The 13,736-nt window shown below is 55.3% G+C and carries 11 protein-coding genes and 2 pseudogenes; 4 read left to right on the top strand and 9 right to left on the bottom strand.

What is annotated here, in order from left to right:
• A pseudogene (locus C5P05_RS34790) lies at positions 1-123 on the top strand (IS630 family transposase); the annotation flags it as partial.
• Between the two features lie 83 nt (positions 124-206).
• Positions 207-754: pseudogene (locus tag C5P05_RS29820) on the top strand (transposase); the annotation flags it as partial.
• Positions 755-768: 14 nt separating this feature from the next.
• Here the strand turns inward: C5P05_RS29820 and C5P05_RS29815 are convergent.
• Both C5P05_RS29815 and C5P05_RS29810 read right to left on the bottom strand, forming a co-directional pair.
• The gene (locus C5P05_RS29815) at positions 769-1,905 is read right to left on the bottom strand and encodes an ISAs1 family transposase (RefSeq protein ID WP_157979488.1); all 1,137 of its coding nucleotides are present in this window, start codon (positions 1,903-1,905) and stop codon (positions 769-771) included.
• A gap of 173 nt (positions 1,906-2,078) precedes the next feature.
• Complete coding sequence (locus C5P05_RS29810) at positions 2,079-2,639, bottom strand: NYN domain-containing protein (protein WP_114973496.1); 561 nt, start codon at positions 2,637-2,639, stop codon at positions 2,079-2,081.
• A gap of 338 nt (positions 2,640-2,977) precedes the next feature.
• On the opposite strand from C5P05_RS29810, the gene C5P05_RS29805 reads away from it, so the two are divergent.
• The gene (locus C5P05_RS29805) at positions 2,978-5,851 is read left to right on the top strand and encodes a hypothetical protein (protein WP_157979487.1); all 2,874 of its coding nucleotides are present in this window, start codon (positions 2,978-2,980) and stop codon (positions 5,849-5,851) included.
• On the opposite strand, the gene C5P05_RS29800 is transcribed toward C5P05_RS29805, so the two are convergent.
• The 5 genes from C5P05_RS29800 to C5P05_RS29780 form a co-directional block, all read right to left on the bottom strand.
• Positions 5,837-6,778 (bottom strand): glycosyltransferase family 9 protein, encoded by a 942-nt coding sequence (locus tag C5P05_RS29800; RefSeq protein WP_157979486.1) that lies wholly within the window; start codon positions 6,776-6,778, stop codon positions 5,837-5,839. The genes C5P05_RS29805 and C5P05_RS29800 overlap by 15 nt on opposite strands.
• A gap of 484 nt (positions 6,779-7,262) precedes the next feature.
• Positions 7,263-7,784 carry an RES family NAD+ phosphorylase gene (locus C5P05_RS29795; protein WP_114973493.1) on the bottom strand — a complete coding sequence of 174 codons (522 nt, stop codon included), beginning with the start codon at positions 7,782-7,784 and terminating at the stop codon, positions 7,263-7,265.
• A complete protein-coding gene (locus C5P05_RS29790) occupies positions 7,781-8,188 on the bottom strand; it encodes an MbcA/ParS/Xre antitoxin family protein (protein ID WP_114973492.1) in 408 nt (135 codons plus the stop codon). The genes C5P05_RS29795 and C5P05_RS29790 overlap by 4 nt, the downstream gene beginning before the upstream one ends.
• 82 nt (positions 8,189-8,270) lie before the next feature.
• A complete protein-coding gene (locus tag C5P05_RS29785; RefSeq protein ID WP_232834719.1) occupies positions 8,271-8,477 on the bottom strand; it encodes a hypothetical protein in 207 nt (68 codons plus the stop codon).
• A gap of 105 nt (positions 8,478-8,582) precedes the next feature.
• Complete coding sequence (locus C5P05_RS29780) at positions 8,583-10,643, bottom strand: ParB/RepB/Spo0J family partition protein (RefSeq protein WP_114973490.1); 2,061 nt, start codon at positions 10,641-10,643, stop codon at positions 8,583-8,585.
• 185 nt (positions 10,644-10,828) lie between these two features.
• On the opposite strand from C5P05_RS29780, the gene C5P05_RS29775 reads away from it, so the two are divergent.
• Positions 10,829-11,158 (top strand): hypothetical protein, encoded by a 330-nt coding sequence (locus C5P05_RS29775; RefSeq protein ID WP_114973489.1) that lies wholly within the window; start codon positions 10,829-10,831, stop codon positions 11,156-11,158.
• Between the two features lie 51 nt (positions 11,159-11,209).
• Here the strand turns inward: C5P05_RS29775 and C5P05_RS29770 are convergent, their stop codons facing one another.
• Complete coding sequence (locus C5P05_RS29770) at positions 11,210-12,196, bottom strand: GTP pyrophosphokinase (protein ID WP_114973488.1); 987 nt, start codon at positions 12,194-12,196, stop codon at positions 11,210-11,212.
• Entirely contained in the window at positions 12,193-13,281 is a 1,089-nt protein-coding gene (locus tag C5P05_RS29765; RefSeq protein ID WP_114973487.1) for a nucleoid-associated protein, read from the bottom strand. The genes C5P05_RS29770 and C5P05_RS29765 overlap by 4 nt, the downstream gene beginning before the upstream one ends.
• Positions 13,282-13,736 lie beyond the last annotated feature (455 nt).

The following is a 13,736-nucleotide window of genomic DNA, read 5'->3' as shown; positions in this document are numbered from 1 at the left end:
TTGAAGGCGGGTGAAAAGCTGCAATATCGTGTTGATGAGCAACTGCAAAATATCGCAAATGACAATGCATTGGTGAAGTCATTCTTTCGCCACCCTTCTGTCTCCTATATTACTGACTTATGAGTAACATAATTTTCGAGGCCCCTGTCGAAGCAACGGTGGTTATTAACTGATGTTACGCAGCCGCCCCCTGATAGGCTCCCCGGATGAATAAAGCTGACCTTGATTTGTACACGGACTATTTGGTGCTGCAACGGCGACTGGCTTGTCAGCGATGGTCGACGGTGACGTAAGCCATGACCAGATCACGCGGTTTTTATCGGCACAAGAATACACGTCCAAGGACCTATGGCAACAAGTCAAGCCGACCGTCAGATCGGTAAAACGTGAGGATGGCGTGCTGATTTTTGATGACACGATTCAAGAGAAAGCCTGGACCGATGAGAGCGAGCTGATGTGTTGGCACTTTGATCATTGCAGCAGTCGTACCGTCAGAGGGATTAACCTACTCAACGCGCTGTACTACTGCAATGGAGTCTCCATCCCGGTGGCGTTTGAGTTGGTGAAGAAACCGATTCAGTACAGCGACATCGCGACCAGAAAACTCAAACGCAAAAGTGACAAGACCAAGAACGAAACGATGCGCGAGATGATTGAAACCTGTATCCACAACACCTTGAAGTTTCGCTTCGTGCTGATGGACAGCTGGTTTTCCTCAGAGGAGAACTTCGATTTCATCACGGGCAAAGGCAGGCAGGGCAATCGCACCTAAATTGATAGCACTTCTATCTCCAGCACCTTCGCCATATAAGCCGGATCCCAGCCCGCGCGACTACGCTTGTTTTTAATGCCCACTTTCAGGCTTGTCTCGCGTTTGAGTTGCGTCAGCGCCACGCGGCGCAGGCACCCCAGGTTGGCAGGCCCTTCGTCTTTGCGCACCTGACTGGCATCTTCGCGAAAGGCTACGTCCAGCGACCAATGCAGTGAGTTCTCCACCGCCCAGTGGCTGCGGATCGCTTTGGCAATGCTCTGCGCGCCTGCGCTCAGTGGCAGGCTGCTGATGTAGTAATGCGCCTCCTCGCCTACCTGGCGCGTGCGCCGCACCATGGCGATGGTTTGCAGCTTCGTCCAGTACTTGGTGGCCCGCTTCAAATGCTCTGGCACCTCCATGAGCCAAAGCTCCCGGCTTTCTATGCGCCCGTGGTTGTTGCTCTGTGCGTTCTCCAGGCTGTAGCTGTACGTTTGTTGGGTAAAGTCGGTTTCATGGTTTTCTTGAAACCACGAAGCCACTTGCCCATGCAGATGGCGATGGTTGGATTTGAGGTTGAGCACGTAGTCGGCTTCACTGTCGATGATGGCTTTTGTGATCGCCTTTTGACAGCCCATGGCATCAATGGTGACGATGCAACCCTGGATGCTGAGCAGCTTCAGCAGTTCGGGGATGGCGGTGATTTCATTGGACTTCTTGTCCGTTTGCACCTGTCCCAGCAGCATGCTGTTCTGACACGCCCAGGCGCTCACGATGTGCAGCGGGGACTGCTTGCCACAGCGCGCGCCGCGCAGACTTTTGCCATCAATGGCCACCACGCCCTCAACCTGGCCTGCGATGCTTTGCAGCCACTGAATGCACACTTGTTCGAGCACCTGGGAGTCCAGGATCTGGAACACCCGACCAAAGGTGTCGTGCGAGGCAATCCCATTGGGTAGCTTCAGAAATGTGGAGAACCAGTCCTTCTTGGCTTTGCCGAATTGCACGATTTCAACCCAATCATCAGCGCCGCCAATGACGGCACACAACGCGATCACCAAAATATCCATCAGTTCGTGGCGCCGCGTGCGTTTGACCCGGGGATCGGGGACTCTGCCCAAGTGCTCCAGCAGGCTGGTCCCTGCACTTTCGATCATCAGCAATCCATATTCCAAAATGAGAAGCCTATAGTTTCCTCACTTTTGGCTTGGCAACATGGATTTCTGCTATCAATTTAGGTGCAATTGCCCTGCAAAGGCAGGCATTTCATTGCCGCACTCAAGGATACCTGTTCATGGAAGTGTGGAGGGGATAGTCGCCATAATTTTCTCTACATTTTTGGGGGAAGGGGAACTCCACCGCCTTTTTTGAGATAGTCGAAAGCCTTGTCGATATCAAAATAGTTAGCCACGTTTTGCATTTCAACAGCAGCATTACCCCAGAACCACACCTCAACGGCCCATCCCCTTTTCTTGGCTCGTTCAACCATCCCCTTAAAGTCTGCGTCCCCGGCCGCTATTACCATCGTTGCTGGTGGATTGACTTCGAAGAATCGTTCCACGACGTCCATTCCCATCTCCATGTCAACTCCCTTTTCTTTGTCGCGAATATTGCGATCAAAAAGTTTGACGTCGAAACCTTCGTTTCGTATCTGCTGCCAAACGCTATCGTCAGGCGGAGGGCGCGAACCATAAAGTACAGGAACCTGCGCCAAGAGTCGATCTCCGCGACTCTTGACGAGGTGTATGAACTTACCCCAGTCGATCTCGTAGCTATCGTCGGTTTGCTTACTGCGCTTTCCCCCGTTGATCCGCTTCGCATATGCCAGTCGAGCACCTTCGACCTTTAAGTTTGAGTTATCCACGAATAAATGAACTTTTGGGCTGACCATTGCTTTCCTCCTGATGCTGCCTGATTGGCGGCTATTGTTCGTGCGAACTGCACTGAAAAATCCTGCACGCAAAACTTCTCGGTTCGGTCAACAGTTTTTCTTCATTTTTCAAACTGAAACTGCTCTTAGCAGGCTGCTGAAATACCTCGCTCCAAGGTCGACCCCTGCCACGGCTCAAACGTTATAGACGAGGCAATATTGCAAGCCCCAAGAGCACCAGACCATGCGCGGAGCCGATATCGAACTACGCGTCCAGACTATTTGACGTCGGGGGCCATGGCAATCCGATATTCAGGTCCATCGTCTTTCGCCATTGGCAGACCGATAACCTGCTGAACTTGAGCGCGACGGTCATCCACAAAGGAAATGAGGGTGGCTCCGAGCGAGGAGATGAAAACGCCAAGGTATCGTGGTGGATGACCGAATGTTCTGGATTCTCAGAGACCGAGATTGCATCATCTGCGCAGTCCAACCGGCAAATTTTCGTTCGAAAGGGTTGTTTATTGCTGGTAGTCCTGGAGTACCCGAGCCAGCGTGTTGGCGATATCGAACTTGTCGGTATCCCAGAAGGCAGTTGGACAGCGGCAGGTTCGATTGAACATGACGAGTCTGCCGCTACGAGACATACCTATCTCATCGACACGGCGTGTCTGGATGCTGATCAGATTTATCGCGCGAGTCTGAAAATCTCTTCAGGTGTGATGGAGGAACGGATTCCAGTTGGTGAGCTCCGCGTGGAAGGCTTCGTTGCAGTGCTACCGGAACTGCGTCAAGAAGAGATTGGTGACATGTGTCGGCAGATTGGCCCGTCCGGGTTGCATAGACTGGTGCTGGTCGACGGAGAAGCTGGCGTGGGCAAGACGCATTTCGTCGAACGGGCGGCTGAAGCGCTGCGGACAAAGTATGGCTTCGATGTCGTGTCGTTCACTGTCACCGATGAGCATCAAGGACACCTTTTAGCCGCATTGCTCCGCGCGTGCCTCACGCCCTCCATACATCAAAAAAGCTTTCAGGAGGTTGCTCAGGCTGTCCAGAAGGTGCTTCTCTCCGATGAGTTGGATGCCGGCAACTTGGAAGCCAACGTGGGCCTGCTGGCCCGAGTCGCCATCCGCATGGGACCAAGAGTGATCGTATTGCGAGACTGCCAGCTCCTGAATGCGCAGGTTGCAAATCAGATATGGGCGCTAGTCGTTGCGCTCAATGACGCGGGCTGGGGCGGCGTACGGCTCGTCCTGGAGTATCGCCAGCCCGATGCAACCCTTAACGAAGCAATCAAGTCGCTGGTCACAAAGATCAAGCTGAGAATTCGCCGGGTGTTGCTGACGAAGCCGTTGGTCCCATTGACCCAAGGTGAGCTGTCGGCCACGGCGGCAAAGATTTTTCGCCACGTCACCCCGGAGATCGCGGCGTGTTTGATGCAACGAACTGGGGGACTGCCGCTCTTCCTGGAATCCTACCTGTGTCGTCTGCTCGACCTTGGCTTCGTTGTGTGGGATCGAGGCAATCCGCCGCGACTTTCTATTAGCCAACCAGCGCAAGTTCTTTCCGACACGCTTCCAGTCAGCGGCGCACTCATCCTGGAAGACCGGATGCGCACATGGCTTCAGAAAACCTTTGGCGACGATGCGAATATGGTGGCGACCCAATTGGGATTGGTTGCGGTGACCGACAGTGCGACGAGTCAATCATTCATCCTGGAAGCTTTAAGCATTTCTCCTGAGCGGTTACGCGCGATCCAGTTGGCGGTGGATGCTGGCAACCTCGGGTATTGGCGTCCTGACGGGGAGATCGTGTTTCGCCACGACTTGCTGCGAACCGCGATGATTTCGGTGGCGAGAGAAGATCAGAGGTTCGTTGTGTCCGCTAGGGAGATTGCGGATAGGCTTGTCTTGGCCGTGAACAAAGAAAATGAGCTCCAAATTCGATACCTGCGCGCGCGAATTTTTTCGGTGATAGCAGACCGCGTTGCCTTGGAGGTGGAACTACGATTGGGCGTCCAAGCCGCCAAGGAAGCCAGCGACTACGGGCATCTCGTGTCCTTCCTGGCCCAACTTCTTGCCCTGTTGCCCAAGTCTTCCAACGCTGAAGAGCGGCTCGACTTGATGAGTGGCTTGGCTTGGGCGGAATGGGTTTCCGATTCGCTGCTCGTTGCACGTCAGCGTTATCTCCTACTTGCCCATGAAGCTCAGCAGATAGCGACAGGGGATTTCAGCTTCGCGGAAGCAATCGCCACGGATGCCTACCGGCGCGCCATCGGTATTGACCTTGAACTGATGGAGCCGCTGGCATTCCTCAACAATGCGATAGCCGTATTAAAGCGCCGTCAAACACCGGTCACTTTCAATTCAATAGTTAACAGGTTGGTACTTTTCTGTGCCCGGTTTGGATATCCCCAAGCTGGATTCGAGTTTTCGGAGTTGGCGTTTAACTACATCGGGGAAGGCCTTCGGGAAAATGAGGGCGCTGTCATTTGTTCGGAGATGGGTGCCCTCTACGCGCATGCTGAACCTGATACTGCGCTTTCCCTTTTCCGCCAAGGCGTCGACCTAGCGAGCGATGAGTGTCAGCGCTCATATAACGTACTTGACATACTTGTTTTGGAAAGCCTCCACATGGGAGGCGAGCTCGATCTGAACTCCTTTAGCCAGCTGTGGACGACTTCTTCGCAAAACAGATTTTCAGAAGTCCTGACTCGGGCTAGTTTGCTGCGAGGCTCCCTCTATCTACGAGCAGGCGACCTAGTGAATGCCCGTCAATGGATAGAGCGGACTTCCACCTTGGTCAACTTGTACCACCTGAACGAATTCGAATTGCCGGTTCTCAACGATTTGCTGCTTCTTTCCTTTCTGGAGGGAAATCTTGACCAAGCCAGGACGCGCCTCACTGCCTTCATCGACGAGTTTGAAAAATTGCTTGAGGCAGTTGAGCGCATGACGCGGTTAGTGCCAAAGGCCCTCAATGAGTGTCGCGATGCTGCCAAGAAGTTGGCCGTCGAACAGTCACCGCTTTTCAAGCCAGGCAGTCCTCCAGAATATTGCGGCGTGTTCTTCGAAATATTGGGAAACATCGCGACGATTGCGCCCAGGTTGGGGATGAGTGAACTGGCTCTCAGTTGCCTACGGCCCGAACTGCTTTTACCGGGCGGATCAAGGGCGAACGGCAATCGGTACGCGAAATGTGGAGACCTTGAATTGGTTTTAGGTGCCTATTGAACGATGGAACTCGCCAATCCAGCTGAGGGCGAGCTTTCGGATTTCTCCGTTCCGTTCACCGAGCAGCATCACATTCCTGTTCTGTGGGTAGCTCCAACGGGAAAACGCGGCGGGTCCAAAGCCTGGCTGCACCCGTTCGTCAATTTCATTTTTGCGAATGGGGTCCCACAGAACCATCGCTGGCTTGCTGAAGGCCGTCGCAACATGAGCCACGGAACTGTCGAATCCCACAAACAGATCAGATGCCCAAACGATTGCCATCATCTGGCGCAGAGTCGTCCGGAATCTTTTTGTCGGAAGCGACTTGTTCTCCTGGGGATGCAGGCCCACTTCGACGACCGAAAAACCCGATGGCAGTTCATCGATCAGCTTTATCCATTCCTGTTTGTACCAGGGATGGTTTTCCATCGGAGAGCTGGTGCCGTAAGGGTGCACGCAGAGTATCGGCCGGGGAAGGTCTGCAAGCCTCAGCAGCGCTTCCCGGCATTCGGCTTCCGTTAGATAAAGGCTTGGCCGTAGCATCCTGGGAACCAGCCCGTACTCCGCACAGATGTTGGAAATCATGTGGCCAAACTGGCAATGGTTCTCGTGGACTGCATTGATCTCCTGCAGAAGCCCCGGTGCGATGGCCTGCGCATCCACGATCTTGTTTACGAATGGATTTGCTTTCCATATCGGGTAAGCCTCTTCGTCGTCCACAGTTCCGACATCTATCGGCACCATCCGTCCCGTCAGGATGTTGAGCGGACGGCCCTTCCGCATGGCTAGTTCTTCTACGACTCTTGTGTACATCAGCACGTCGCCGATTCCCGTGACATTGGGTATGGCAATGTCGCATTGATATTTCGTTGCGACGGAGCAAACGGCCAGGAACGGGCTGGTGGGTAAGAATGCGCCGCCCGCCCGCCCACTCACTTTCGCGTTCAAATCGCATCTCATAATTCCTAGTTATCGTTTTGGGTTCAAAAAGTCCTGTACAGAACCACGTGAAATGTGTTGCTGCGCCATAATTAGGATCAGTCAATCGAGACTTTTCTCAAGAGCAGTGTCGAACATATTATCGTTGCGGAGGAGCACTACATGATGAGGCCCCCTCAGCCACCACAATCTTTGGACTCGACACACGCTGCAACCAACTCATTGAGCAGCGACTGACCACGCGTGACCGATGGCTGACGCTGACGTTGGTTCCGATCCCGATAGCTCGCGACTGCGAATGTCGATGACATTGATCGGCGTATTGCAGACACTCCACTCCAGCAGTATCAGTGGAGTTCAGTGATTCGGAGACAGCCCATGACAGTGAGAACGGCCCCCACCGAAACTGGCAAGATGAGTGAACTGGTCCGGGATTGCTGCATGCCAGCGGCCCACCAGACAACTGGCGAATCCAATTCGCTAGCCATTCCACTTAAGACCAGGAGGCCTGAGTCTGCGGCAGTGCCTTTCCTGGATCAAAAACTTCCAACACATCCGGCACAGCCAGCATCTGGGTAAATAACACCAGGTTGGTTCCGCCCTTGGCCAGACGCGAAGGAAACAAAATACCTTTCGCCCCCGCAGCAATCACCATATCCCCAACGACCCAACTTGGCGGCTCGACACGTTGGTTAAACCACAGTTCACGCCATTCGCAGTAGAAGTCTTCCCAAATGGGGGGCCACACAGACGCGCTGTAGCCCGCAGTGAAATCGACCACCGGCGCAGCCGTCAGTTGATAGCTCGTCAACGTGCCGGGCGGCAACAACGTGGAAACTTGCTGGTATTCGCGAACCGCTGTTTCCGTCTCCAGCGCCAGATAAAGGGCCTCCACGCCGGGACGGTTGGCTCTCCCGCCATGCTTGGCCGCCCCCGCCCCGCTGGTTGGCGCGACTGCCCATCGGGGCACTTGCATCCGGTAAGCCGTGACATCGGCCAACGCGGTCAGCTTCATCCTGCTGCACCCGCTTCGAGCGACTCCACATAACGCAGAACATCCTCGGTGCGCCCTTCCGATACCAGTTGCTCTGCTGTCTTGTAGCCAAACGGGGGCAAGGGCTCGTTGCGATACCAAAAGATGGCACGGGTGACATCGCCGGACAGGTCATGGGCCGCGCGCATCACGCGCAGCGCCTCGCGCAGAAATTTCTGCACGCTCTCAGATGCCGGTGCCCGGCTGATCGTGTTGCGATGGACATGGGCCTGGGTGGCAAGCGTCTGGATATCGATGCTCAGCACGTCGCCGAATCGCTTCGGCGACAACGTGGACGCCCCCGTTTCCTGGTCGCGCAGGAAATCGATGAAACCATCGAAACCGTGACTCAAGGCTGGGGAAACCTGAAGGGTTGCGGTGTGCATATTTTCCTCTCAAACGAATTGTCAACCAAATTATGCACCAATTTTGCACTTATGGTGCACCACGGCTATTGAGATCGTCCCCCTATGCTGCGGGCGACACCTCGAAGTCATCATCGGGGTAGATCGCCACGCAGCGCGGCGGAGCCTCCCCGGCGTCGATCTCGTCCTCGCCGACACCGAACCGGGACAGCGCGGCGCACCGGGCCATTTCCTCTCTGGATTCGTTCACCTCACCGATGTACTGCGACCGGCCTTCCCGGATCACATACACGTTCCACTTTCTCTGCATGATTTGAAACCTCCGTTGCTACAGTTCAAAACTCATGGTCTGACACGCTCTCGTGTCAGACCACTGAGGCAACCCTTTGCAGGGTTGCTGCCCGCCGACTTCCGTTTACCCGGCCAATGCGGGCTCCTGCGCCCGCTGTGCTGCGCCGTCCGGTTCCACATGCTCTTCACCATGCGTCACAGGCGGTTCGTCGCTATCTCCAGACGGGTTGACCTTCTCAGGCATCCCGACCCGTAGCACGGTGGGTAACCAGCCCGTGCCCACTATTGTCTGCTCGGCCCCCATCACCACCGCATCCTTCTTGAGTGCGGCCAGCGGACTGGCCGCATTGGCATCGACGGCTTCCGTTACCACCTCCAGGATGCGGCCCTTGGACACGTGGTTGAAATACGATGGACCAGTGGCAGACCACCACTTACTCATGTCCAGCCCCAGCGCTACGGCCAGCGCATCGATGCTCTGCTTGCTGCGCTCCACACCGTAGACACCGGTGACGGTCGAAGCAATGAGGAAGGTCAGCAATTGCTGCACAGTGATGGGTTCCTGCGCCAGCACCCACGGGAAGATTGCATCCACCGATTCCGGCAGTCGTGCCGCCCAGGTTGCGCGCTCTGCATCCATCTTCTGCCAAGCGGCGCTGGTCTTCATGTCATCAGCTTCGGATGGCAGGCTTGCATGCGTGTTGGTCGCGCTCGCCGTCAAAACATCGTCGCTGCCGTAGTGGCGGCGGTAGCTGTCGATCAGCAGTTTCCCGGCCAGATGGGCCGTAATCGCGACCAGCGCCACGTCGGGTCGGTCAATCAGTTCGGCCTGGACTGCAGCAACCCGGTGGGCGGTAAGTCGGCGCATCAGCTTGTCGGAATGGATGGGTCGGGTCTTGGGTGAGGGCAGCGACACCAGAGATTCATCGTCACCACCCTCGCCTGTCAGCCGCGCCGCCTGCACCATGTCATTGCGGTCTTCGGGGCGAACTAAGCCGCATTTGAGGGCCGCTGCGCCGTCGCTGCCGACATAAACCACGCACCCGGCCTGGGCCATCAGGTCGGCGGGCCAGACGCTGAGGGTGTCTTCCAGTGCCTTGATCTGCGCCTGCAAACTCTCAAACTCGGCTTCGAGCTTGTCGTATTCGACGTTTTCATCGCTCTCATCCGATTCTGCTTCGGCCAGGGCTTCCATCTGGTCATACAGCGCTGTCGCTTTGGCTTGGAGCTCAGCGATACCGGCGGCTTCCTGCTCGGTCGGCTCGCGCCGGATTTTACGCAGTGCGCCGTACTTGACGAATTCATCGTAGTTGTAGCGGACACGGACATCAACCCACTTCCAGCCATCAGCGGCGACCTGCTTGGCCTTTTTCTGCAGCTTGTCGGTCGCCAGCTTCTCCAGCAGTGCTGCATCCAGCAGGTAGGCTTTCTTGTCGTCGTCGCTGAACAGGTCGCGGCGCAGGGTGCCACCGGCTTTCTCATACGCTTTGACGGTCACATATTTGGCCACCGGGTCGCGGTCAGACTCAATCTCGCCCTGTGTGAGCAATTGGCGCAGGTAGTCGGGGCGACGATTCCAGGTCGGCACACCGGCCCAGGTCTGCTCCTGCTTGTCGTGGTCATCCACCGAGGCCAGCACCATGAGGCAGTCCAGACCGATCTTGTCTTCCCGGAACTGAGCCATCAGTTGGGGAGAGACCGTGGCCAGCTTCATGCGACGTTTGACCACCAACGGCGTGACACCGAAGGCTGCTGCTACGTCTTCAACCGACTTGCCCTGGGCCGTCAGCTTGGCAAAGGCGGTGTATTCGTCAGCCGGGTGCATGGGAATGTGGAAGCAGTTCTCCGCAAGACTAGCGATCAGGGCCTTGTCGGCGGGCACGATCAACACGGACACAGGGTAGTTGTCGGGAATGTCGCCGTTCATGACCAGCAGGGCCAGTGCTTCGAGACGGCGACCGCCTGCACAAACCTCGAATAGACCGCGTGCGCCCTTCACAACGATCAGGTTTTGCAGGACATCGCTTTCCTTGATGGATGCTGCCAGTTCGGCGATGCTCAACTTCGACGTGCTGCCAGCCGGGCGCGCCTGGTAGGTCACCGACAAGATCAACTTGTTGAAGGGGATGGTGGTGCGGGGGGATGCTTCGATGACGGCTTCGATTTCGGCTTTCGAGAATTTCATGGAGACTCCTGAAGGGTTAAAAAGGGACCAGCGACGTGCTGCCCATGCCTTCAGAATCTCATGCGCTGCGCGTTCTTCAAGCCCACTGTGCGATAGCATCGCGCCATGTCCCACGGAAAATCGTGCGCCAAATTTCAACCCGAATTCAACGTATTTTTTCCGCTCCACCCCCGCCGTCACTATCCATGCCACCGCTGTACGAAGTCCTGCTCCTGTTTTCGGCACCACAAGGGTATCTCGCGGAGATCAAGCGATTGGACCTGCCAGCAGATACACCCAAAACCACGGTGTACCAATGGCTGTGGATACAGGAAACGACCGTCACGGTGCTTCAGTTCGTGGACATGGCCGATGGCCCGCAACGGCAACGGACATTCAAAGAGGGGCTGCTGTGGTTCGACGATAAGCAAGGCGAACTGCGCTTTACCGGCGGTCGAACAGTGCAGCTCGCGACAGAAGCCAAAAAGACCCTAACTCAGCCCATGATGCGGCTGGTGAATCTGCACCTGAGCTGACTCGCGGCCCTGGCTCTGGGTCAACGCCCGTGGTCGCCAATGTCACCCAAGCTACGTGATGGTTTTCCCCATGTCTGTGAACACCGGCTCAATCTCCTGAACCGTCAGTGGCCACCGCTCCGCAGTGACATTTGGAATTTCCGATACCACAAGATAGGCGAGAAGAATCCAAGCTTGGCGAAACGTATATTGACTTCCAAAACGATCCCGTATGCGCTCAGCAATGAATGGCTTCGACGCAAGTAGCGCCTCCAATCTGGGGCGAAACGTATTTCCAAGCTGGTCCCTGAACGCGTGCAGAACAATTGCATTCGATTTATCAACGTGCGCAGTCCTACCGACATGTTGAACATACAGTTGAGACAAGTCTGTCAACGCATTTCTTTCTGCTTCGCTGGACTTTTCCAGCTCATCCAGAACTTGTGCGAAGAAATCATCAACCGCCTCAATCAACGCCATGCTCTTGGCAACCGTTCGTTCGATTTTTTTGGTTATCTCGGTGCCGGGATCGCGTTTGTAAATGTTGTCGTGCGTGAGTTCAGAGTGCGCATGTTGCAAAAGCGTGCGAAGCTGAATTTCGCACGGCGTGCCCTTCGGAACGACCAATCCAGCAGTCTGTGTATCAGACGCCGCTTTCAACACATAGTGTTTGGATTGATATGCAAACTCCATCGGACGAGAATCACGATCAGCCTCAAAATCTTTGTCAAGACTCCACGACCAACGATCCGATGACTCTATGACATCTTTCAGTTTGAGGATGTCAGCCGTCAGAAGAACCACGAAGCGAAGTCCAACCTTATCCTCAATGTCGGCATACGGGTCCTGATACGGTTTACCTCTATGAAAGGCCTTGCCAATCAATGAGTCAACCGTTTTCAGCCGCGGTTGTGGCGGAATTTTCAGAAAGGACTGCAAATCAACAGATGGACTGGTGTTTTGCAAAGTACGTTCGATTTCTTCCTGCACGAAGCTACCCCATGCCCGATAGATGGGCTCCTCGGATTGCCACTTCGCGAGAAATTCCGCTTCGTTCATTCCTGGTTCGCGATATCTGCTTTAACCGTTAGCATGGTCCATCTCGGAGGCCCGTTGGGTCCCGGTGGCACTCCATCGATGATGTCAATTTTCATCAGGTCTTCGAAGCCTTCGGCCGGCCCGGTCACCTTAATCTGATTTTTGAACGTCAGCTTCCGAAGGCGCAGTGACACATTCACGTCAGCCAAGTCTTTATTTACGGCCGTGTTGGGGAAATCAGCGGTCGTCATGTGCGTGCCATAAGCGTCCCGAATCTCACCTTCAGCGAAATAGCTTTGACCAAAATCTGCAACACTGACTGTAGGTGTTTGGTCCGCCTTGAGATACGTGACCAGCGCGTTGTGCAACACGGCGCGCTCCTCTTCGGGAATACTCATCGAACGAATGAAACTCTTGGTCAAATCATGAAACTGCTTGGTCTGACGAGCGCTGGATTGCGGGAACTGACAACCCAGAAATCCTTCGTAGAAATACTGCGCTGCGCCATATCGGTTGGCAAGGGTCAGCGTCTCATCGTAAATGTAGGCATCCCAGCCAGCAGGCAACCCGCCTGCGGCCGCAGGATCCGACTCGACAAAGAGTCCAATCTTGTACAACTTTGTCTGCGCGGTAAGAAGCAAGTTCTTCAGGAACTTCAATGCGAGCCCACCCTGCTGCTGCTGTTCGCGTGTGAACCCATTGTGCACTTCAGCTTTGATGACACCCATCAGCCGTCTGGCAGGCACGCCTGCAGTTCCTACAAAAACGACAACAATCCCGCCTGGAAGGTTACGAAACTTCTGGGCATCAGCCAGAAGGTCAGCCACACCCCGCGATTGCTGGATGTACAACGCTTCGTCCGCGTCCACGAGCGTTGAGGCGAACGAGCACATGCTACCGACTTGTGTTTTCTCGATAGTCATCTGAATGCACCGAGCAGGACTGGACATCGCGGCAACAACTCTGTTGCGGAGTGCGTCCATCGCTTCCAGGTCGAGGTTTTCAACTGAATCGCCGTACACCGGCGGGATTTTTTTCTTGTCGTCGGCCCTTTGAAAAACCTCGTGAATTACGACACGAGACAACTGCAAGTTCACCAGTTCCATTTAGCCCCCTTTTTTTCGAATGTACCAGAAGCCCCAAATACGCCTCCGTTCTCGCGACTTACCACCGGCGAACATTCCAGCCAAGCAATTGCCACCCGAAGTCCTCCGTATTTCTCGACGATTGTGCTGGCGATTCACCCAAAACGCTCGCGCCCTCCTTTCAATAAGGTCACACTGATCCCGCATCTTGGCCTCGGCCAAAGCGCGCTCGTCGGAGCGCCCCTGAGTCTGCTCAGGCGTTGCGGTCGTTACCCGCCTTCCCTATTGGCGCTGCACCCTGCGGCTGTCATTGGCACCTGGGTTCTTGCCCCACTTGAGACATCCGCTTGCTGTCGTCTGACGGCAGACCGTTTCATTTTTCCATAGCCCATTGAGCCCGCCAGCTTCCCCCGAAACCCGGCGTGCTCGCATTCACACACGGGGGTCATTCCTGACCCTCTCATTCATTCCCACCC

This window comes from Rhodoferax ferrireducens, assembly GCF_003347515.1.
Classification (GTDB): Bacteria; Pseudomonadota; Gammaproteobacteria; order Burkholderiales; family Burkholderiaceae_C; genus Rhodoferax.
Note: the sequence above shows the minus strand (reverse complement) of the source record. Positions and strands in the feature narration are given on the sequence as shown.

Coding starts and splice junctions, on each gene's coding strand:
- C5P05_RS29815 (WP_157979488.1), bottom strand. CDS start 1,905: ATGATCGAAAGTGCAGGGACCAGCCTGCTGGAGCACTTGGGCAGAGTC.
- C5P05_RS29810 (WP_114973496.1), bottom strand. CDS start 2,639: ATGGTCAGCCCAAAAGTTCATTTATTCGTGGATAACTCAAACTTAAAG.
- C5P05_RS29795 (WP_114973493.1), bottom strand. CDS start 7,784: ATGAAGCTGACCGCGTTGGCCGATGTCACGGCTTACCGGATGCAAGTG.
- C5P05_RS29790 (WP_114973492.1), bottom strand. CDS start 8,188: ATGCACACCGCAACCCTTCAGGTTTCCCCAGCCTTGAGTCACGGTTTC.
- C5P05_RS29785 (WP_232834719.1), bottom strand. CDS start 8,477: ATGCAGAGAAAGTGGAACGTGTATGTGATCCGGGAAGGCCGGTCGCAG.
- C5P05_RS29780 (WP_114973490.1), bottom strand. CDS start 10,643: ATGAAATTCTCGAAAGCCGAAATCGAAGCCGTCATCGAAGCATCCCCC.
- C5P05_RS29775 (WP_114973489.1), top strand. CDS start 10,829: ATGCCACCGCTGTACGAAGTCCTGCTCCTGTTTTCGGCACCACAAGGG.
- C5P05_RS29770 (WP_114973488.1), bottom strand. CDS start 12,196: ATGAACGAAGCGGAATTTCTCGCGAAGTGGCAATCCGAGGAGCCCATC.
- C5P05_RS29765 (WP_114973487.1), bottom strand. CDS start 13,281: ATGGAACTGGTGAACTTGCAGTTGTCTCGTGTCGTAATTCACGAGGTT.